Source organism: Streptacidiphilus sp. EB129, from assembly GCF_041262645.1.
In the GTDB taxonomy this organism is placed as follows: domain Bacteria; phylum Actinomycetota; class Actinomycetes; order Streptomycetales; family Streptomycetaceae; genus Streptacidiphilus.
Genome location: NZ_JBGCCS010000004.1, coordinates 306,101 through 327,165, shown reverse-complemented (window position 1 = coordinate 327,165; position 21,065 = coordinate 306,101). Strand labels below are relative to the sequence as shown.

Sequence of the window (21,065 nt, the reverse complement as noted above, 5' to 3'; positions counted from 1 at the left end):
TTGCCCATAGTCAAGCCGCTTGCCCATCGATAGTCAAGCCCCTTGTCCTTTTGTGGCACACTGCACCCATGGACACCACGCCCCTGGACAGCACCCCGGCGGACGCCCGCGCGCTCCCCGCCGTCCTACTCGCGCTCAGCGGCGCCCTCGTCGCCGGGATCCAGGCCGGCGGCGCCGCGCGCGGCTTCGACGACGTCCGGCCGGCCCACGGCTTCGCCTTCGCCCGGCTCGCGTCCGGCGGCGCGACCGTGGGCGAGCTGGCCGACCACCTGGGCGTCACCAAGCAGGCCGCCAGCCAGCTGGTGGAGGAGCTGGTCCGGAAGGGCTACGTGGCCCGGCATCCGCACCCCGACGACGCCAGGGCCCGGCTGGTGCTGCTCACCGACCGCGGCTGGGCCTGCACCCGGGCCGCCGACGACGCCGCCGCCGACACCGTCCGGCCGTGGATCGAACTGCTCGGCCCCGAGCGCTTCCACGCGCTCTGCGCCGACCTGGCCAGGATCGCCCCGGGCGGACCGGTCCGTCCCAGCTGGTGACCGCGGCGCCGGGCCGCACCGTCGTCCTCTATTCTTCGGTCCTCTCCATCTGCTTCCTCGTCACAGGTCTGCGACGAATGCTCAAGATCGACGCAAGTATCGTGTGGATGTCACAGGGGTTGGCCATACTGCATGCGAGAGACGGCTCGAAGCGGTAAGGCGGCACCAACGGGGAAAGGGGGCGCCACTGATGGCTATGTCCGGTCAAGGAAATGCCGGCTGGGGGACGGGCGGCACCAGCAGCGCGGGGGGCGCGGGCCCGGCTCTTCCGCCCCGCCCCGGACCGCCTTTCGGCCCGCCCGTCGGAGCGCCGCCCGTCGGACGACCTCCCGGCCGACCGCCCGGCCCGCCCGGCCGCCCGCCCGTCGACCCGCCCGGTCGCCCCGCCGGCCCGCCCGGCGCACCCCGTCCTGCCACGTCCCGCGCACCGCGCGGACGGCTGGCCGCGCGCTTCGGCGGCACCCCGCCGCGCCGGCTGTGGACCGTGGGCTCCGCGCTGGCCGTACTCGCGGTGCTGTTCGGGGCGCTGACGGTGACCCAGGTGGTGCAGGCCGGCAACGCCGCCGACAGCGTGGTCAACCACAGCCAGCCGCTGAGCGACGACGCCGCCCAGATCTTCCACTCGCTGGCGGACGCCGACACCACCGCCGCCACCGGCTTCCTGCAGGCCGGCAACGAGACCAGGGCCGTGCAGCAGCAGTACGACCAGGACATCGCCAACGCCGCGACGCTGCTGGCGCAGGCCGCGGCGAGCACCTCGCCGTCCGATCCCGGACAGCAGCAGATCCAGCAGCTGAACGCGCAACTCCCGCTCTACACCGGCTATGTGGACACGGCCAGGGCCGACGACCGGCAGGGGCTGCCGCTGGGCGGCGCCTATCTGCGGTACGCCTCGGCGCAGTTGCAGAACACCATGCTGGCCGAGGCGCAGTCGCTGTACCAGGCCGAGACCGCGCGGCTGCACCAGGACTACGCCGACGCCGAGGCGCTGCCCTGGGCCGCGATCGGCCTGGGCGTGGTGGCACTGGCCGCCCTGGTCTGGGCGCAGATACGTCTCTTCCGCCGCACCAACCGGGTGTTCAACCTGGGCCTGGTGGTGGCGACCGGGGCGACCGCGGTCTCGCTGCTCTGGCTGGCGACCGCGCAGAGCGTGGCCGCCGCCGACCTGGGCGACAGCAACACCCGGGGCGCGGCGCCGCTGCAGGTGCTGAACGAGGCCCGGATCAAGGCCCTGCAGTGCCGGGGCGCGGAGAACCTCAACCTGGTGGCGCGCGGCTCCACCGACGCCTACGAGACCGCCTGGAGCACGGACAGCGGCCAACTCGCGGGCAAGAGCGGCTACCTGGTCCAGGCCGCGGCGATGACCGGCGCCGACCCGGCCGCGCTGCAGCCGGTCCAGGCGGCGCAGGCGGCGTTCAGCACCTGGCAGCAGCGGCACGACACCGCCAAGGGCGCCGGCGACGCCGGCGACTACACCACCGCGGTGAACGACACCATCGGGGCTCCGGACCAGAGTTCCACGCAGACCACCAGTGCGGCGTTCACCCAGCTCGACGACAGCCTGAGCACGGCGATCACGCATGAGCGGGCGAACTTCCACAGCCTCGCCGACGCCGGCCGCGGGGACACCGCGCTGCTGCCGGAGGGCGCCGGGGCACTCGCCCTGATCGCCGCCGGCGGGGCCCTGTTCGGCATCAACCGCCGTGCGGCGGAGTACCGATGAGGGGGCGGAGCAGGATGAGCAGCACGGACGACACGTCCGCGGCGACCAGCAGGACCGGCACCACGGGCAGCGGCGACACCACGGGCAACACCGGCAACAGGGATAGCGCGCCGGTGCGGGCGCTGTCCGCGCGGGCCAGGGTGGTGGTGCTCGGCGCCGCCGCACTGCTGCTCGGCGCCATCGCACTGCCCGGCAGCTCGGCCGCCGAGCAGCCCACCCAGACCGTGCACGTCTCGGCCGCGGCGCCGGGGCTCGCTCCGGCGGCGTCCGGCTGCGACCCGGGCGCCAGCCTGTCCCCCAGCCCGTCGGACAACGGCCCCAACGTGCAGCGGATCATCCAGCGCGGCAAACTGATCGCCGGCATCGACACCAACAGCGACCTGTGGGGCTTCCGGGATCCGGTGAGCGGCGGCCTGGAGGGCTTCGACATCGACCTGGTGCACGCCCTGGCCAGGTCGATCCTGGGCAATCCGGACGCGGTGGAGTTCCTGGCCGTGCCGACCGCCAACCGCATCTCGGCGCTGCAGAGCGGTCAGGTCGACGTGGTGGTGCGGACCATGACCATCACCTGCGACCGGCTGAAGCAGGTGTCCTTCTCCTCGCCCTACTTCGTCGCGGGGCAGGAGGTGGTCGCCCCCAAGTCGTCCGGCATCACCGGCCTGGACAGCTCGCTGAAGGGCAAGCGGGTGTGCGCGGCCACCGGCTCCACGGCGGAGGACATGCTCAAGGAGCCGACCCGCGGCGCCGCCGCGCTCGGTGCCACCGAGGTGCCGGTGGCCAACCAGCTGGACTGCCTGGTGCTGATGCAGCTGGGCCAGGTGGACGCCACCATCACCGACAACGCGCTGGGCGCCGGCCAGGCCGCCCAGGACCCGACCGTGCACCTGGTCGGCGGGACGCTGGACCAGGAGCTGTACGGGGTGGCGATGAAGCTCGGCTCCGACGACCTGGTCCGCCGGGTGAACCAGGTGCTGGTCGACTTCCGGGCCAACCAGTGGGACGGCGAGTACAACACCTGGCTCAAGCCGCTGGGCAAGTCGCCCGGCCCGCCCTCGGTGCACTACTCGGACTGAGGCGCCCTGACGGGATCTTAACGGCCGCGGGCCCGGGTGAAGGGGGCCCGGGCTATCAGGGACCCGAGCGATCTGACAGTGTGAACAATTGCTCGGCAAGGACGCCGAGCCGCAGGTGACGGCACATGGCCGACGCCGAGCGGAAGGCGGTACCCAGGACCGGATCCCGGCAGGCACGGGCGGCACGAATGGCGGGCGGATGGCGTTGACAGGACCGAACGGTCCGGTGATGACCCGGGAGGAGGTGGATCGCGCCCTGGCCCGGCTGGGTTCGGAGCGCGAAGCCGTCGAGGCCTCCCTGCTGGCGCTGCAGGACCACCCGGGCCGCCGTCTGCTGGAGGGCGCCGAACTGACCGGCCGTACCCAGGAGCGCTGGTCCCAGGCCGAGCCCGGGCTCGGGCTGCTCTGGTCGATGTTCGACACCTACTCGGAGGCGCTGGCCGCGGCCCGCGCCGTCCGCTCGCGCCGGGTCCGTCCCGGACAGGCGGAGCTGTACGAGCTCACCGAGCTGCTGCGCGGACGGGGCGTCACCGTGTCGGCCGGTCAGCTGCCGTCCGGTGGACCCACGCTGACCGGCGGCGCCCGGCTCAGCGAGCAGGTCAGCCTGACCGAGCTGGTCGAGCGGATGAACACCTGGTACGGCCGGATCATCGCGGTGGCCTCGGCCGCCGACGCGGTCTGGTCCGCGCTGCCGGCCCGGATCGACCTGCTCACCGCCGAGTTGGGCCGGGTCAGGGCGCTGGCCCGCTCGGTGGGCGTCCACCCCGGCGAGCACCCGGCCGGGGACGCGCTGGAGGAGATGGTCAGGGAGCTGGCCGGGCTGCGCGCCGAGGTGATCGCCGACCCGCTGGCCTTCTGGACGCCCCGGCCCGGCGCCGGCGGCTCCTCCGGCGACTCCGCGCTCGCGCCGGCCACCGGCACCGTCGAGACCGGCCGCTACGACCGGGCCGCACGGGCGGTGGACGACATCCGGCTGGAGCTGGAGGACCTGCTGCGGCTGCGCGACGACGCCGACGAGCGGCTGGAGGGGGTGGGCGACACTCTCGCCCGCGCCGACGCCACCCTGGCCGAGGCCCGCCGGGCCCGGGGCGAGGTGCTGGCGAAGATCGCCTCCACCGAGGTCCCGGCCGTGCCGGGGCCGGCCAGCGCCATGCGCGAACGGCTGGCCCAGGCCGACCAGTTGCGACGGCACGGCCAGTGGCACCGGCTCGGCCCGCTGCTGGACACCCTGGAGGGTGCCGCGCAGCGCGAACTGCTGCGCGCCCGCGAGTCGTTGACCTCCGTGACCGCGCCGCTCGCGGTGCGGGCCGAGCTGCGCGGGCGGCTCGACGCGTACAAGGCGATGGCGGCCAGGCTCGGCGTCGCCGAGGACCCGGAGCTGATCGAGCGCTACGACCAGGCCCGGCGGATGCTCTGGAGCGCGCCCTGCGACCTGCGCGCGGCGGAGCACGCGGTGACCCGCTACCAGCAGGCGATGCGGCCGGCCGCCGGGCAGCACGGCGCGGTCGGCAGGAACGGACCGGGCGGGCCGGTGGACGGCCGCCCGTACGGGGGTTGAGCATGAAGTCGCAGACCATTTCGACAGGGGGAAGAGGGGCATGACCTCGATGACGGGGACGCCTTGCACGCGGCCCGACTGCACCGGCACCGGCGTGATCGACGCCGACGGCTACTGCACCGAATGCGGGCTCGCCCCGCTGCCGGTCTCCGCACCCGCCGCGGCTTCACAGCCGAGGGCCCAGGCCGCCGGACCGGGTTCGCCCTGCACCCGGCCCGACTGCACCGGCACCGGCGTGATCGACGCCGACGGCTACTGCACCGAATGCGGGCTGGCCCCGCTGCCGGTGGCGGCCGGGCCGTCCGTCCCGGCGCCGCGCGGCGGCGTGAGCTCGCGCAGCAGCACCTCGCGCGGCTCCTCCCGCACCCTGTCGGGCCGCTCCCGGTCCTCACGCACGGGGTCCTCGCGCTCGTCGGTGTCGGTGCGCAGCACCCGCAGCAGCACCTCGCAGTCGAGCCGGGGGGCGCTCGGCGCCGGCCTGGTGACGGTCCCTCCGGTGCCGCGCCCGGAACCGCGCAGCATGGTGCTGCAGAACCCCGAGGTCCCCGAGCGCAAGCGCTACTGCAGCAAGTGCGAGGCCCCGGTCGGCCGCACCCGCAACGGCAAGACCGGGCGTCCCGAGGGCTTCTGCACCAAGTGCGGCACCGAGTACTCCTTCTCGCCGAAGCTGTTCGCCGGCGACCTGGTCGGCGGCCAGTACGAGGTGGTCGGCTGCCTGGCACACGGCGGCCTGGGCTGGATCTACCTGGGCATCGACCGCCGGGTCAACGACAAGTGGGTGGTCCTCAAGGGCCTGCTGGACACCGGGGACGAGGAGGCGCTGGCGGTCGCCATCGCCGAGCGCCGCTACCTGGCCGAGGTGGACCACCCCAACATCGTCCGGATCATCAACTTCGCCGAGCACCCGGACCTGCGCAAGGGCACCACCGACGGCTACATCGTGATGGAGTACGTCGGCGGCAAGTCGCTCAAGGACATCGCCGACGCGCGGCGCGGCCCGGACGGCAAGCGCGAGCCGATGGCGGTCGAGCAGGCCATCGCCTACGCGCTGGAGGCGCTGCCCGCGCTCGGATACCTGCACAGCCGGGGCCTGATCTACTGCGACTTCAAGCTGGACAACGTGATCCAGTCCGAGGACCAGCTGAAGATCATCGACATGGGCGCGGTGCGCCGCCAGGACGACGACGGCGCGATCTACGGCACCATCGGCTACCAGGCCCCCGAGATCGCCACCGACGGCGTCTCGCCCGCCTCCGACCTCTACACCGTGGCACGCTCGCTGGCGGTGATGACCTTCGACTTCCAGGGCTACTCCACGGTCTACCGGGACAGCCTGCCCGGTCCCGAGGACGTCGAGGTCTTCGCCCAGTACGAGTCCTTCTACCGGCTGCTGGTACGGGCCACCGACCCGGACCCGGACAAGCGGTTCTCCTCGGCGCAGGAGATGGCCGAGCAGCTGACCGGTGTGCTCCGGGAGATCCTGGCCCTGCAGGACGAGCGGCCCCGGCCCGCGCTGTCCACCCTGTTCGGCCCGGAACTGCGGGTCGTGGACACCGAGTTGGTCGGCCCGGCGGCGTTCGACGCGCCCGGCCGGGAGGCCGGCGGCCGACGCGGGCGCAAGGCTGCGGTCCCGACCGCGGTCCCCGCTCCGGCCGGGGCCCCGCTCCAGCCGGCGGCGGCCGCGTTCCAGGGCGCGCCCGGGGCGCCGGCCGCCGTCGGCCGTGGCGGGACGCTGTCCGGGATCCCGGCGATCTCGCCGGCCGCGCTGGCGCGGTCCGCCCCGGCGGTGCTGCCGCTGGACGCCCGGCCGGCCGCGCTGGCGCTGCCGGTGCCGCGGATCGACACCGGCGACCCCAACGCCGGCTTCCTGGCCGCGCTGATGGCCACCGGTCCGGCCGACGTCATCGCGGCGCTGCGCTCGGCACCGGTCAACTCGGTGGAGCTGCGGCTGCGTGAGCTGCGCGCGCTGATCGAGCTGGGCGACCTGGCCGCGGTCGACGCCGCGCTGAGCAGCCTGTCCGCCGACCACCCCGACGACTGGCGGGTGGTCTGGTACCGGGGTCTGTCCGCGCTGGTCGCCTCGGGCAGCACCGGCGGCGCCGAGCCGCAGGCCGCGGCCCGGGCGGCGGCCGACGCCTTCGACGCGATCTACGACGCCTTCCCCGGCGAGGCCGCGCCGAAGCTGGCGCTGGGCCTGTGCGCCGAGGCGCTGGGCGAGCGCGAGGACGCGGCGGAGTTCTACCGGCTGGTGTGGACCACCGACCGCGCCTACGTGAGCGCGGCGTTCGGGCTGGCGCGGGTCCGGCTGGCCTCGGGCGACCGGGCCGGAGCGGTGCAGTCGCTGGAGTCGGTGCCGGAGACCTCGAACCACTTCGTCGCGGCACGGGTCGCGGCGGTCCGCTCCCGGCTGCGGGACCGGAACGCGGCCGAGCCGCTGCGGGCCGACCTGGACGCCTGCTCGGCGCAGCTGGGCGGGCTCGGCCTGGACGCCAGGCGCCGCGAGGAGCTGGCCTCCGAGGTGCTCGGCAAGGCGCTGGGCTGGGTGCTGGCCGGACGGCCCGACGGTGCGTCCGCGTCGGGCCCGGTGATGCTGCTCGGGCACCCGGCCGAGGAGCGGGAACTGCGCTTCGCACTGGAGCAGTCGTACCGGGTACTGGCGCGTCTCGCGGAGCAGCCGGAGAAGCGGATCGAGTGGGTGGAGCGGGCGAACCGCACCCGGCCCAGGACGTGGGTGTAAGCGCGCATGGACCAGTTGACCCATTCCTGTCCGCACTGCGCGCAGCCGGTCGGGGAGAGCGACCTGTTCTGCGAGGAGTGCGGCATGGACCTCCGGTCCCCCGCCCTGGCGGCGTCGTCCGCCACGGCAGGCCCGGGCGGGGCGTCCGCCACGGCGGCCTCCGCCGGGGCGTCACCTGCCGGGGCGTCACCTGCCGGGGCGGCGGCCTTCGCCGTGCCGAGCGGCGCCTCGGCGGCAGGCGCCCTGCTGAACGGCACCACGTCGAACGGCACCTCGTCGAACGCCGGGCCGGGCGGCGCCGTCGCGATCGACGGCCTGCCCGGGTCCGCGCTGCCGCCGATGCCGGAGCACGCCCCGGCGGCGGCGAACGCGTCGGCGCAGGCGCCGGCGTTCGGTGCCGAGCACGCCCCGGCGCAGCCGGATCCGCGTACCGGGGTGCTCGGGCAGGCGCCCGCGGCCGTGGCGCAGCCGGTACCGGCGCCCGTCCCGCCGGGCAGCACCGGAGACTTCCTGCTGGCCGCGCCCTCGCTGCCGGCCGGCGAGGGTGGTCCGGGTGCCGAGGCCGAGCACGACCCGACCGAGGCGATCCCGGTACTGGCCCCGGTGGGTACCGGACCGCTCTGCGTCGGCTGCGGCGCGCAGCGGATCGACTCCGACGGCTACTGCGAGGGCTGCGGACGGGCGCAGCCGCGTCCGCGCGACCACCAGGAGCGGGCGCTGGCCGGGGTCTCGGGCGTCAGCGACCGGGGCCACCGGCACCACCGCAACGAGGACGCCTTCGCCGTCGCCGCCACCTCCCGCCCCGGCGGCTCGCCCGCCGTGGTCGCCGTGGTGTGCGACGGGGTGTCCTCGGCGACCCGTCCTGACGAGGCGTCAGAGGCGGCCGCCGAGACGGCCAGTGAGTCGTTGCTGGAGTGGCTGGAGTCGGACCGGGAGGCCTCGGCGGCGATGCACGAGGCGATCATGGCCGCCGCGCGCCGGGTCGAGGCGCTCGGCCAGGAGGGACCGCCGGACCCCAACCGCAACTACCCCTCCTGCACCATCGTCAGCGCCGTCGCGGTCGACGGCACGGTGACCGTGGGCTGGGTCGGCGACAGCCGCGCCTACTGGTTCCCGGACGAGCGGTCCGGTTCCGAGCGGCTGACCCTGGACGACTCCTGGGCGGCCCGGATGGTCGAGGCCGGCCTGATGGAGGAGGCCGAGGCCTACGCCGACCCCCGGGCCCACGCGATCACCGGCTGGCTCGGCGCAGACGCCGAGGAGGTCGAGCCGCACATCGTCAGCTTCGTCCCGCAGGTCCCCGGCGTCGTGCTGATCTGCACCGACGGACTGTGGAACTACTGGGAGGCGGCCGCGGACCTGGCCGCCGTCGTCCCCGCCGACGCCCGTACCCGCCCGTTGGAGGCGACCCAGGAGCTGGTCCGGTTGGCCTGCGAGCGCGGCGGGCACGACAACATCACCGTCGCCGTGCTCCCCTGCGTCCCGCTGCGTCCCGGTTACACGCCCACCGAGCACACGCTGCCGGTGCTGGGCGGACCGGGCGCCACCTCCGACGAACTCTGAGCGTGCACCGCGCAACCACCCGGCCAGGACGCCGGAACGTCTATCTCTAAGGATCAAGATGGCCAGGTTCGGCAAGACCAACCTTCCCCGTTTCGCGGTCGACATCTTCCAGAACGAGTACCTGGCGGAGGGCGCCCGCGAGGTCAACGCGATCGTCACGGTCACCGCGACCGGTGGCGGCACCGCCGCCGGCGTCAGCGCCCAGCCGGTCAACTTCAGCGACGGCCCGGACGCCGCCGTGGTGATCATGGTCGACTGCTCCGGGTCCATGGACTACCCGTCCACCAAGATCCGCGCCGCCCGTGAGGCCACCGCCGCCGCCATCGACGCGGTGCGCGACGGCGTCGCCTTCGCCGTGGTCGCCGGGACCCACGAGGCCAAGGAGGTCTACCCGGGCAGCGGGCAGCTCGCGGTGTCGCACGCCGGCAGCCGCGAGGAGGCCAAGCAGTCGCTGCGCCGGCTCACCCCCGGCGGCGGCACCGCCATCGGCACCTGGCTGAGCAAGGCCGACCAGCTGTTCCTCTCCCGCCGGGACATCTCGATCCGGCACGGCATCCTGCTCACCGACGGCCGCAACGAGCACGAGAAGCCGGCCGACCTGCAGCGCACCCTGGACCGGGTGCAGGGCCACTTCACCGCGGACTGCCGCGGCGTGGGCACCGACTGGGAGATCGAGGAGCTGCGCCGGATCTCCTCCGTCCTGCTCGGTACCGTCGACATCGTCGCCGACCCGGCCCTGCTGGCCGACGACTTCCGGTCGATGATGGAGAACGCCATGGGCAAGGAGGTCGCGGACGTCGCCCTGCGGGTGTGGACGCCGGCCAACGCGTCCGTGAAGTTCGTCAAGCAGGTCGCCCCGGCCGTGGAGGACCTGACCGCGCGCCGCAAGGACTCCGCGCCGCGCGCCGGGGACTACCCGACCGGCTCCTGGGGCGACGAGAGCCGCGACTACCACGTCTGCATCGAGGTTCCGGCCGCGGCCGTGGGCAGCGAGATGCTGGCCGGCCGGATCAGCCTGGTCGTGCCGCAGCCGGACGGCACCTCCGAGGTGCTCTCGCAGGGCCTGGTCAAGGCCGTGTGGACGGACGACATCTCCGCCTCCACCAAGATCAGCCCGCAGGTCGCCCACTACACCGGGCAGGCGGATCTGGCCAACGCCATCCAGGAGGGCATGGAGGCGCACCGGCGCGGGGATGTCGACAGCGCCACCTCGAAGCTCGGCAAGGCGGTCCAGCTTGCCCACGAATCGGGCAATGAGGACACCTTCCGGCTCTTGGCGAAGGTGGTCGACGTGGTCGACGCGAAGGAGGGTACCGTTCGATTCCGTAAGAACGTCAGTGAGGCGGATTCGATGACCCTGGAAACGCGCTCGACCAAGACCGTCCGTGTGAAGAAGTAACACCGAGAGAAGCAGCAGGCCACCTGGCCGGGCGCTGCATCCACGAGCCAGAGGGGGGCTCCCCATGCCGATCTGCCCGCAGGGCCACGACTCGCCGACCGCCGACTACTGCGACTACTGCGGTCTGCCCATGTCCGCGCCGGGACCGCAGTCCGCGCCGCCGGGGGGTCAGCCGCAGCAGTGGGGGGCCGCCCCGGCCGGACCTGGCCCGGGCGGACAGGTCCCGGGCGGACAGGGCACCGCCGGGCTGGAGATGTGCCCGATCTGCAGCACCCCGAAGACCGGGCGGTACTGCGAGGAGTGCGGGTACGACTACGACCTGGCGTCCCCGTCCCGGCGGGTGCAGCAGGCCGCTCCGCAACCGCAGGCCGCAGGCGGGGTGCCGGACTGGGGCCAGGGCGCGGGCCAGGGGCTGGGCCGGCCGCAGGGCCACGGGCTGGGCCAGGGGCAGCCGCAGGGCCAGGGTCCGGGGCAGGGCCAGCCGCAGGGTTCCGGTTACCCCGGCCAGGGACCGGCGCAGCCGCAAGGTCACGGCCAGGGACAGGGTCACGGCCAGGGTCCCGGCCAGGGACAGGGTCCCGGGCCGGGGCAGCCGCCGGGGCCGGGGTACGCGCAGGGCCCGTCCTACCCGCCCGGCACGCCCGGGCCGGGGCAGCCGGTGCCGATGGCGATGTACCAGCCGGACGGCCAGCAGGGTCAGGGCGGCTACTACCAGCAGGGCGCGCCGCAGGGCTTCAACGTGCCCGCGCCGGTCGCGCTGCCGGACTACGGGAACCCGCAGCAGTCGCCGTCCGCCTCGCCCCCGTACGGGGTCCCGGCCGGGAACTACGGCGGGGTGCAGTACTCCACCGGGGACACCAGCGGCGGGTTCAGTACCGACTTCGAGCTGGAGCCGCCGGCCGGCTCCGCGCCCGAGCCGCAGCAGCCGCCGGCCGGCCGGGGCACCTGGGTCGCCACCGTCGCCGCCGACCGGGACTACTTCAGCGACATGATGGCGCGCAGCGGTCCGGACGCCGCCGGGCTGTACTTCCCGCCGTACTCGCCGGACAGACGGGTGCCGATGACCGGGCGCGGCCAGCTCCGGATCGGGCGGCGCAGCAACCAGCGCGGCACCGTCCCGGAGATCGACCTGTCGATCGCCCCGGAGGACCCCGGTGCCTCGCACCAGCACGCGCTGCTGCAGGAACAGCCGGACGGCGGCTGGGTGGTCATCGACCAGGACTCCACCAACGGCACCACACTGAACGGCGGCGCGGAGTCGCTGCCGGCGCACACCCCGGTCCCGCTGCACGACGGCGACCGGATCCACATCGGCGCCTGGACCACCATCACCGTGAACCGCGCGTGAAGGACGGCGCGCTTGAAGACTAGGGGCAGCACCAGCCGCTAGAGGGCGGGCACATGAGACGGCAGACAACTCCCGTGCCCGCCCTGTAGCGTCGGCCCATGACTGCAGCGATCGCGGCCGATGGCCTGCGTAAGCGGTACGGGGAGATCAGGGCCGTCGACGGGGTGTCGCTGGAGGTGCACTCCGGGGAGTTCTTCGGGGTGCTCGGACCCAACGGCGCCGGGAAGACCACCACGCTGGAGATCCTGGAGGGACTGCGCCAGCCCGACGAGGGCACCGTCGAGGTGCTCGGGCAGCGGCCGTGGCCGCGCAACGCCGCACTGCTGCCCCGGATCGGCGTGCAGTTGCAGGCCTCCGCCTTCTTCGAGCGGCTGACCGCGCGCGAACAGATCGTCACCTTCGGTTCGCTGTACGGGGTGAGCGGCAGCCGGGCGGCGCAGATGCTGGAGCGGGTCGGGCTGACCGAGTTCGCCGAGACCCGCGCCGAGAAGCTGTCCGGCGGCCAGGCCCAGCGGCTGTCCATCGCCTGTGCGCTGGCCCACGACCCGGAGCTGGTGTTCCTGGACGAGCCGACCACCGGGCTCGACCCGCAGGCCCGGCGCAACCTCTGGGACCTGCTGCGGGAGATCAACGCCGAGGGACGCACGGTCGTCCTCACCACCCACTACCTGGACGAGGCGGAGATCCTCTGCGACCGGGTCGCGGTGATGGACCACGGCCGGATCCTGAAGACCGACCCGCCGGCCACCCTGGTCCGCGAGCTGGACGCGCCGACCCGGCTGACCGTCGAGTCCGGTCTGCTCGGCGCCGAGCGGGCCCGCGAGCTGCTGGCCGGCGGCGAGGGCGGCACGGCGGTCCCCGACGCCGAGGTGCGCGACGACGGGATCTCGCTGACCATCGCCACCCGCACCCCCGCACCGGTGCTGGCCCTGCTCGCCGAACAGGACGCGCTGCGCGGCCTGGAGGTCCGCGGAGCCACCCTGGAGGACGTCTTCCTGCAGCTCACCGGACGGGAGTACCGCGCATGAGCGCCTTCCGCGCACTGGCCAGGGCGCAGCTGATGGGCTGGACCAGGGACCGCGCCGCGGTCTTCTTCACCCTGCTGTTCCCGCTGCTGTTCCTGCTGCTCTTCGGCTCGTTGTTCAAGGGCGCCGGCGCTCCGCACATCACGCTGGTGCAGTCCGGTCCCGTGGTGCTGTTCGACTCGATGACCGCGCAGCAGCGCAGCGATCTCTCCCAGGAGCTGACCCTGGTCAGGGACGACAACCAGGCCGACGCGCTGACGAAGGTGAAGAACGGCGACGACGACGGGGTGATCAGCCAGTCCGGCACGGGGCAGCTGGTGCTGCGCTTCTCGGTGGCCGACCCGACCCGGGCCGCGACCGTGCAGGGGGTGGTGAACGGCATCGTCCAACAGGCCAACCAGGCCGCCAGCGGCCGGCCGCCGACCTTCACGCTGACCACGGCGCAGGTCGAGGACCTGTCCACCAAGCCGATCCAGTACCTCACCCCGGGCCTGCTGGGCTGGGCGATCGCCACCTCCGGCACCTTCACCGCGGCCCTGACGCTGGTGGTGTGGCGCCGGAAGTTCATCCTGCGGCGGCTGCGGCTGGCCCCGGTCAGCCTGTCCGCCGTGATCTGCGCGCCGGTCGCGGTGACGCTGCTGGTGGCGCTGGTGCAGACGGCGATCTTCCTCGCGGTGGCCACCCTCCCCTACTACGGGCTGCGTCTGAGCGGGCAGTGGTGGATCGCCATTCCGCTGGTGCTGGCCGGGTCGCTGGCCTTCATGTCGGTCGGGCTGCTGGTGGGGTCGTGGGCCAAGACCGAGCAGGCGGCGACCGGAGTGGCCCAGCTGATCGTGCTGCCGATGGCCTTCCTGTCCGGCTCGTTCTTCCCGCTGGACAACACCCCGGGCTGGCTGAAGGGGATCTCCACGGTGCTGCCGCTGCACCATCTGACGACGGCCATGGAGGACGTGCTCACCCGGGACAGGGGCTGGGGTGCGGCGCTGCCCACCCTGGGCGGTCTGCTGCTGTTCGCCGCGGTGCTGACGGCGATCTCGGTCCGGCTGTTCCGCTGGGAGGACGCCTGAGCGGTTGAAGGTCTGCGCGGTCGAAGGTCTGGGCGGTCGAAGGTCTGGGCGGATTTTCGTGTGGGGCCTTCGGCGGGTCTGAGACCATGGTGAGGTGGACCAGATCAAGCGAGGCACCCTGCAGACCGAGACCTTCTTCGAGCAGGTCGGCGGCGAGCCGACGTTCCGTCGTCTTGTGCATGCCTTCTACCGGGGCGTCGCGGACGACCCGGAGCTGCGGCCGATGTACCCGGAGCAGGACCTCGGCCCGGCCGAGGAGCGGCTCGCGCTGTTCCTGATGCAGTACTGGGGCGGCCCGCGCACCTACAGCGACGAGCGCGGCCACCCCCGGCTGCGGATGCGGCACGCCCCCTTCGCCGTGGACCAGGCCGCGCACGACGCCTGGCTGCGCCACATGCGGGCCGCCGTGGACGAGTGCGGCCTGGCCGACGAGCACCGCGAGCAGCTCTGGGACTACCTCGTCTACGCCGCCGCCTCCATGGTCAACACCCCCGGCTGAGCCCCGGCCGCCCCTCGCCGATCCGCGCAGCCGATCCCCGTGGCCGATCCCCGGCCGAGTCCCCAACTGATCATTCCTCAGCGCAAGTCCTTCCGTCACCACTCGGGTCCGTGACAGGATCGCCCGCGAAGCAGGCGCCGGGGAGCCGAGGTCACGGGGGACAGGGTGGGTCGTTTCGTGCTGCTGCGCCTGCGGGCGCACCGGCTGCTGATCGCCGCGGCACTGCTCACCGTGCTGCTCACCACCAGTGTGCTGGCCGCGCTGGCCGGGTTCACCTCCGCCGTCGGCGACGCCGGGATCCGGCGGACCCTGGCCACCACCGACGCCGCCGGCACGCCCTTGCTGCTGCAGCGCCACCTCACCTACCAGGACCGCGCCGCCGCCGGCCGTGACCTGGCCGGCATCGCCGCCGCCGCCTTCCCCGGACTCCCCACCAGCACCGCGGTGCTGCACCTGTCCGACCCGTACTCGCTGCCCGGCAGCCGCTCCGCCGACGACCCCGACACCACCACGCTGGGCACCCCCGACCGGGCCAGACTGCGTCTGCTCAGCGGGAGTTGGCCCGGCGTGGCGGTCCCGGCCGGCACGTCCTCGTCCGGCACAGCCCCGGCCGGCGCAGCCCTGTCCGGTACAACCCCGGCCGGCGCGCTCCCGGCCGCACCACCGGTGCCGGTGGCGGTGCCGGTCGCGGCCTCCCGCCGGCTCGGCCCGGTCGGCACGGTGCTGTCGCTGAAGAACCGTATCTCCGGCCTCACCGTGCGGATCCTGGTGACCGGCGTCTACACGGTCCGGGACGGTGGCGACCGCTACTGGCAGCTGGACCCGCTGGCCGGCAAGGGCTCGCTGCGCACCAGCGGCAGCACCAGCAGCGGCTACGGCCCGCTGCTGGTCGACGACTCCGCCTTCCGCACCGGCGCGGTGGCCGAGTACCAGGCCTTCTGGCAGATCGACGCCGACTTCGGCGGGCTGCGCGGTCCGCAGCTGCAGTCCCTCGCCGCGGCGAACCTGGCCACCGCCACCCGCGTCGGCACGCCCGCCGGCAACGGGCTGAGCGCCACCTACGGCGCCGTCACGGTGCTGCCGCAGCTGCTGGACCAGCTGCAGCACGCGGTGCTGGTGGCCCGGGCGACCCTGCTGGTCGCGGTGCTGCAGCTGGTGCTGCTGGCGCTGATGACACTGCTGCTGACGGCCCGTCTGCTGGCCGAGGAGCGCGAGTCGGACAACGCGCTGCTGCGGGCCCGGGGGGCGGCACCGCGCCGGGTCGCCGCGCTGGCCGCGGCCGAGGCGCTGCTGCTGGTGCTGCCGGCTCTGCTGCTCGCCCCGCTGCTGGCCGGGCCGCTGATCCGGCTGCTCGGCGACTACGGCCCGCTGTCCGCCGCCCAGGTGCGGCTGGACGTCCCGCAGCCGCTCGACGTCGGGTGGGCGGCCCTGGCGGCGGCGCTGTGCAGCGCGCTGGTGATGCTGGGCCCGACCCTGGCCCGGGCCAGGAGCTGGTCCGAGCAGCGCCGCGGCCGGACCCGCAGGGCCGCCCTGCCGGGCCTGCTCCGTGGCGGGGCCGACCTCGCCCTGGTCGGGCTGGCCCTCGCCGCGTACTGGCAGCTGGACCACTACGCCTCGCAGAGCGGCGGCACCGGGATGCTGACCCCGGACAGCGACGGGACGCTCGGCGTGGACCCGGTGCTGGTCGCAGCGCCCACCCTGGCGCTGTGCGCGGGCACGGTGCTGACCCTGCGTCTGCTGCCGCTCGCGGCCCGGCTGGCCGAGCGGTTGACGGTACGCGGGCGCGGCCTGCCGGCCGCCCTGGTCGGCTGGCAGTTCGCCCGCCGCCCGCACCAGGCCACCGGGCCGATCCTGGTGCTGTCGCTGGCCGCCGCGGTGGGCACGCTGTCGCTGGCGCAGGGCGCCACCTGGACCCGGTCGCAGAGCGACCAGGCGGCGTTCGACACCGGCGGCGACGTCCGGGTGGCGTCGAACACCGCCCCGGCCTTCGGCCAGGGCGGCCAGTACACCGCGCTGCCGGGGGTGACCGCCGCGGTGCCGGTCGGCCGGCAGGCGGTCCCCGGCACCGACGGCCGCACCGGCGAGCTGATCGCACTGGACGCCACGACCGAGGGCGGCCGCTACCCGCTCCGCCCCGACCTGTCGGACCGCAGCGCCGCGCAGCTGATGGCGCTGCTGCCGGACGCACCGGTGCCCGCGGCCCGGCAGGGCCTGCCCATCCCCGGCCGTCCGGCGGTGCTGACCCTGGACGTGCGGGCCGCGCTGGCCGGAGGCAGCCCGGCAACGATGACCGAGTCCTCCGAGGCGATGCTGGTGACCGTCGTCGACCGGTACGGCATCCGGTACACCCTGGACTCCGTCGACGTGCCTCTGGACGGACAGTCGCGCCCGGTGCGTTTCGACCTGGCGGCAGCGGCGGGCGCCGGCACCCCCGCCTACCCGCTCACCCTCGCCTCGCTGACGCTGACCACGCCGGTCTCGGCGCAGGGCCCGGTCCGGCAGACCTTCACCGTGCAGGCCGTGCACGGTGACTCCGTGGCCGCGGCCCCGCCGGGGCTGCACTGGGACGCCGCCTTCGACCCCGGCATCAGCAACGCGATGGCCTTCGACCCGACCCTCTACACCCCCGGCGGAGCGGCCACCGCGAGCACGACCGCGCAGGCCCCGCTGGTGCTGACCTTCGCCACCGGCAGCTACCGGGGCAGCACCGCCGGCTACACCCCCACCGGGACCGTCACGGTGACCCCCGCGGGCGCGACGGACTCCGGCACCCCGCTGCCCGCCGTCGCCGACCAGCGCTTTCTCGACAGCACCGGGGCGCACCTGGGCTCGGTGCTGCCGCTGCCCTCGGGGCAGGGCGCGATCAACGTGCGGATCGCGGCCGTGGTCACCGCCCTGCCCGGCACCGGCCCCGACGCCGAGCAGGGCCTGTCCGGCTCGGCCCTGATCGTCGACTCGGGGGTGGCCGAGCCGAACCCCGCCGCCTACGGCGGGGCGCTGCTGGTCGACCTTCCCTCCTACAACCGCCGTGCCGCCGCCAACGGCATCCCGATGACGCCCAGCGAGTGGTGGCTGTCCACCGGCTCCGCGCCGGGCGCGGCCGGGCGGGTCGGCGCCGAGGCCAGGGCGCTGCCCGGGGTGCAGGCGGTCTTCGTGCGCGACGAGGTGGCCGGCGCGCGGCAGAACGACCCGCTGGGCACCGGCCCGGAGGCGGCGCTGCTGGCGGCCGTCGCGCTGGCGGTCGCCCTGGCCGCGGTCGGCTTCACCGCCGACGCGGCCGGAGCGGTGCGCCGCCGGGCCGGCGAGACCGCGGTGCTGCGGGCGCTGGGCGCGCCCCGGCGAGTGCTGGCCCGGGCCACCACGGTGGAGCTGGGGCTTCCGGTGCTGCTCGGCGTCGGGGTGGGGCTGCTGCTCGGCGAGACGGTGACCCGGATGGTGGTTCCGCTGCTGGTCCTCACCCCGCAGGCACGCCGGCCGGTGCCGGACGTCCGGGTGCTGATCCCCGACGGGCGCCTGCTCCTGCTGCTGCTCGCGATCGCGGCGGTGCCGCTGCTGGTCGCCGCCCTGGCCGGGCTGCGCGGCGGCGACCCGGCCCAGCGCCTGCGCCAACCGGAGGAGTCATGACAGCCACCCCCGACGTCCCCGCCGCCGGCGCATCCACCTCCGGCCCCGACGCGTCCGGCCCAGACGCCTCCGCTCCCGGCTCCCCCGCTCCGGACCGCGGCTGGGCCCCGGTCCGGCGCCGTCCCCGGTCCGTCGCGCCATGGACCCGGACCCGGCTGCGGTCCGCGCCGGGCGCGGCGGTCGCGCTGATGCTGCTGGTCGCGGTCACCGTGCTGCTGGCGGCCGGCTTCCCCCGGGCCTACGACCGGTACCAGGACTCCGCGCTGGACAAGGCGCTGGCCGGCACCCCGCTGTCCGCACGGGCCGTCGAGGGCCGGCTCTCGTACGGCGGACCGGGCCAGCGTCCGCTGCAGGACGCCGACTCCTCGGCCCCCGCGGCGCTGCTCCGGACCAGGGACGGGATCGCCCCCGCGATCACCCCGCCGCTGCGGGTGCGCCCGGTCGACGTCAGCTACGGCCTGCACAGCACCGGCATCAACGACCGGCTCGACGACCCCTGGCTGCCGCGCCCCGAGGATCTGGCGCCGGTGCTCACCCTCGACTGGCAGGCGGACCTCGCGGCACAGGTGCGGATGGTGTCCGGCCGGCTCCCGCAGGGCCCGCCGGGCGACTGGCCGGGTCCGACCCCGGTCCTGCGGTTCGGAACCGCTCCGCCGCTGGCGCTGGAGGTCGCGGTCAGTGCCGGCACCGCCACGATCATGCACCTGAAGACCGGCTCGGTGCTGCACCTGTCCCCCGACTTCGGCCGCCGCGCGGTGCTCACCGTGGTCGGCGTCTACCAGCCGCTGCAACCCGGCGCCGCCTTCTGGCAGGGCGAGCCGCGGCTGCGGCAGCCCACCTTCGACGTACATGTCCCGCTCACCCAGGACCGGTTGCGGCAGTGGCACATGGAAGCGGTGGTCGGGGCCGGCGCCAACCCCTATCTGGCGGACCTCGGCGGCATCGAGGAGTACTGGTGGTTCCCGGTCGCGGCGGGCCAACTGCACGCCTACGAGATCCCGGCCGCCCAGAGCGAGCTGTCGGCGCTGACCACCGGCGCCGACTCGGGCCAGGCCAACGGCACCCCCGGCATCCCGCAGGGGGTGGAACTCAGCTCCTCGCTGCCGATCGGACTGGCCGCGTTCAGTGCGCACAGCGGCGCGCTCGACCCGGTGCTGACGGTCGGCGGGGCCGGCGCCGCCGGGGTGGCCGGGGCGGTGCTGCTGATGGCCGCGGGCCTCGCCGCCGACCGCCGCGAGGAGGAGCTGCGGCTGCTCCGCGCCCGTGGTGCCGGACTGACCGGTCTCGGCCTGCGGCTGCTGGCCGAGACCGGCTGCTGCGTCCTGCTCGGCGGCGGCCTGGGGCTGGCCGGCGCGCTGCTGCTGTTCCCCGGCCCGCGCTGGCAGGCGCCGGTCGCGGCCGCCGCGGCGCCGGCGCTGCTGACCCTGCTCGCGGTGCCGCTGCGCGCGCTGGCCCGGCACCGGCGGATCCGCGCGGCCGGCCGGGCCGAGGACGTGACCACCGCCCGGCCGTCCCGGCGCCGCACGGTGCTGGAGGTGTCGGTGCTGGTGGTCGCCGCGGCGGCGGGGTTCGGGGTGCGACGGCAGGGCCTGCCGGCCGGCGACGGACCGAACCTGCTGCTGTCGGCGGCGCCGGTGCTGCTGGGTCTGGCCGGGGCGCTGCTGCTGATGCGGGTCTACCCGTGGCCGTTGCGCGCGGTGGCCCGGCCCACCGCCCGGCGCGGCGGCGCGGTCGCCTTCCTCGGCCTGGCCCGCGCCGGACGGGCGTCGGCGACCGCCTCAGTGCTGCCGCTGCTGGCCATGCTGCTGGCGCTGACCGTGGGCGTGTTCGGCTCGGAGCTGCTCAGCGACGTCGGCACCGCGCGTGCCCAGGCCGCCTTGCTCCAGGTCGGCGCGGACGCCCGGGTGGACGGGGCGCAGGGGCCGCTGCCGGCCGCTCTGGTGGCCGCGGTGCGCCGGTCCCCGGGGGTGCGCACGGTCCAGCCGGTGCTGCGCGGCACCGTGCCGATCTCGGTCACCGGGACCGCGGCCGACCTGTACGGGGTGGACCCGGCCGGCTACGCCGCGATGAGCAGGCCGGCCGGCGAGGGCTTCGATCCCGCGCGGCTGGCCTACGCCGGCACCGGGCCGATCCCGGTCCTCGCCTCGCCCGACGTGGCGCAGGTGCTCGGCGGCGCGCCGTTCCCGGTGCAGGACGAGTTCGGCACCTTCGAGGTCAGGGTGGTCGGCACGCTGGCCGGCACCCCGGCCGGCCGCTCCAGCTTCGTACTCGCTCCGGCCGCCGCCCTGACCGCGCTGCCGCGTCCGCAGCAGGGCGCCGACGCGCCCACCACCCTGCTGATCGACGGCCCGGTGGACGGCGCGGCCCTGCGCGCGGTGGTGGACCGCACCTCCGGCCCGTCGCTGACCGACGTCCAGGTACGCGCCGAGTTGCTGGCCCAGCTGGGCACGGACCCGCTGCAGACCGGGGCGGCCCGGCTGTACCTGGCCTCGGTGCTGGCCGCCGCGCTGCTGTGCGTGGTCGCGGTACTGCTGGCGCTGCTCCAGGCCGCGCCGGGACGCTCGGCGCTGCTGGCCCGGCTCCGCACGATGGGACTGACCCCCCGTCAGGGCTATGCGCTGATCCTGGTGGAGGCGCTGCCGCAGGTGCTGGCCGGGGTGCTGGCGGGCACCGCGCTGGGGGCGGCGTCGATCCCGCTGCTGAGCCCGGCGGTGGATCTCAGCGCCCTGGTGGGTGCCACGGTCGACTCGGGGCTGCAGGCGGAGCCGCTGCCCCTGCTGCTGCCGGGGGCGGCGCTGCTGCTGCTCACGGTGGGGGTGGTCAGCGCCGAGGCGGCGGTGCTGGGGCGGCGTCAGATCGGCACCGAACTGCGGGCGGGCGACCGGCGGTGAACGACGGGCGCGGGCAGCCGCC

13 protein-coding genes are annotated in these 21,065 nt (G+C 75.0%); all 13 read left to right on the top strand.

The window, feature by feature from the left end:
* Positions 1 to 68: 68 nt before the first annotated feature.
* The 13 genes from ABH925_RS07655 to ABH925_RS07595 all read left to right on the top strand — a co-directional run bounded on the left by ABH925_RS07655 (position 69) and on the right by ABH925_RS07595 (position 21,043).
* Positions 69 to 536 (top strand): MarR family winged helix-turn-helix transcriptional regulator, encoded by a 468-nt coding sequence (locus ABH925_RS07655; protein WP_370146318.1) that lies wholly within the window; start codon positions 69 to 71, stop codon positions 534 to 536.
* Positions 537 to 1,020: 484 nt separating this feature from the next.
* Entirely contained in the window at positions 1,021 to 2,259 is a 1,239-nt protein-coding gene (locus ABH925_RS07650; RefSeq protein WP_370146317.1) for a hypothetical protein, read from the top strand.
* Positions 2,260 to 2,273: 14 nt separating this feature from the next.
* A complete protein-coding gene (locus tag ABH925_RS07645) occupies positions 2,274 to 3,332 on the top strand; it encodes a glutamate ABC transporter substrate-binding protein (protein ID WP_370146316.1) in 1,059 nt (352 codons plus the stop codon).
* 199 nt (positions 3,333 to 3,531) lie between these two features.
* Positions 3,532 to 4,890, top strand: a complete 1,359-nt coding sequence (locus ABH925_RS07640; RefSeq protein ID WP_370146315.1) for a hypothetical protein — start codon at positions 3,532 to 3,534, stop codon at positions 4,888 to 4,890.
* Between the two features lie 40 nt (positions 4,891 to 4,930).
* Complete coding sequence (locus ABH925_RS07635; RefSeq protein WP_370146314.1) at positions 4,931 to 7,627, top strand: tetratricopeptide repeat protein; 2,697 nt, start codon at positions 4,931 to 4,933, stop codon at positions 7,625 to 7,627.
* A gap of 84 nt (positions 7,628 to 7,711) precedes the next feature.
* A complete protein-coding gene (locus ABH925_RS07630; protein WP_370146313.1) occupies positions 7,712 to 9,190 on the top strand; it encodes a PP2C family serine/threonine-protein phosphatase in 1,479 nt (492 codons plus the stop codon).
* 58 nt (positions 9,191 to 9,248) lie between these two features.
* Positions 9,249 to 10,589, top strand: coding sequence for a VWA domain-containing protein (locus ABH925_RS07625; RefSeq protein WP_370146312.1), 1,341 nt, complete (start codon positions 9,249 to 9,251; stop codon positions 10,587 to 10,589).
* A 64-nt stretch (positions 10,590 to 10,653) separates the two neighbouring features.
* Positions 10,654 to 11,937 carry an FHA domain-containing protein gene (locus tag ABH925_RS07620; RefSeq protein WP_370146311.1) on the top strand — a complete coding sequence of 428 codons (1,284 nt, stop codon included), beginning with the start codon at positions 10,654 to 10,656 and terminating at the stop codon, positions 11,935 to 11,937.
* Positions 11,938 to 12,035: 98 nt separating this feature from the next.
* Complete coding sequence (locus tag ABH925_RS07615) at positions 12,036 to 12,965, top strand: ABC transporter ATP-binding protein (protein WP_370146310.1); 930 nt, start codon at positions 12,036 to 12,038, stop codon at positions 12,963 to 12,965.
* Complete coding sequence (locus tag ABH925_RS07610; protein WP_370146309.1) at positions 12,962 to 14,029, top strand: ABC transporter permease; 1,068 nt, start codon at positions 12,962 to 12,964, stop codon at positions 14,027 to 14,029. The genes ABH925_RS07615 and ABH925_RS07610 overlap by 4 nt, the downstream gene beginning before the upstream one ends.
* Positions 14,030 to 14,123: 94 nt before the next feature.
* Positions 14,124 to 14,528: a globin gene (locus ABH925_RS07605; RefSeq protein ID WP_370146308.1), complete on the top strand. Its 405-nt coding sequence runs from the start codon at positions 14,124 to 14,126 to the stop codon at positions 14,526 to 14,528.
* A gap of 165 nt (positions 14,529 to 14,693) precedes the next feature.
* The gene (locus tag ABH925_RS07600) at positions 14,694 to 18,152 is read left to right on the top strand and encodes an FtsX-like permease family protein (RefSeq protein ID WP_370146305.1); all 3,459 of its coding nucleotides are present in this window, start codon (positions 14,694 to 14,696) and stop codon (positions 18,150 to 18,152) included.
* Positions 18,149 to 21,043 carry an FtsX-like permease family protein gene (locus tag ABH925_RS07595; protein ID WP_370146304.1) on the top strand — a complete coding sequence of 965 codons (2,895 nt, stop codon included), beginning with the start codon at positions 18,149 to 18,151 and terminating at the stop codon, positions 21,041 to 21,043. Before ABH925_RS07600 ends, ABH925_RS07595 begins: the two co-directional genes overlap by 4 nt.
* Positions 21,044 to 21,065 lie beyond the last annotated feature (22 nt).

What these genes read in the sequence shown, in the direction of transcription:
- ABH925_RS07655 (WP_370146318.1), top strand. Translation starts at nt 69, where the DNA reads ATGGACACCACGCCCCTGGACAGCACCCCGGCGGACGCCCGCGCGCTC.
- ABH925_RS07645 (WP_370146316.1), top strand. Translation starts at nt 2,274, where the DNA reads ATGAGCAGCACGGACGACACGTCCGCGGCGACCAGCAGGACCGGCACC.
- ABH925_RS07640 (WP_370146315.1), top strand. Translation starts at nt 3,532, where the DNA reads ATGGCGTTGACAGGACCGAACGGTCCGGTGATGACCCGGGAGGAGGTG.
- ABH925_RS07635 (WP_370146314.1), top strand. Translation starts at nt 4,931, where the DNA reads ATGACCTCGATGACGGGGACGCCTTGCACGCGGCCCGACTGCACCGGC.
- ABH925_RS07630 (WP_370146313.1), top strand. Translation starts at nt 7,712, where the DNA reads ATGGACCTCCGGTCCCCCGCCCTGGCGGCGTCGTCCGCCACGGCAGGC.
- ABH925_RS07625 (WP_370146312.1), top strand. Translation starts at nt 9,249, where the DNA reads ATGGCCAGGTTCGGCAAGACCAACCTTCCCCGTTTCGCGGTCGACATC.
- ABH925_RS07620 (WP_370146311.1), top strand. Translation starts at nt 10,654, where the DNA reads ATGCCGATCTGCCCGCAGGGCCACGACTCGCCGACCGCCGACTACTGC.
- ABH925_RS07615 (WP_370146310.1), top strand. Translation starts at nt 12,036, where the DNA reads ATGACTGCAGCGATCGCGGCCGATGGCCTGCGTAAGCGGTACGGGGAG.
- ABH925_RS07610 (WP_370146309.1), top strand. Translation starts at nt 12,962, where the DNA reads ATGAGCGCCTTCCGCGCACTGGCCAGGGCGCAGCTGATGGGCTGGACC.
- ABH925_RS07595 (WP_370146304.1), top strand. Translation starts at nt 18,149, where the DNA reads ATGACAGCCACCCCCGACGTCCCCGCCGCCGGCGCATCCACCTCCGGC.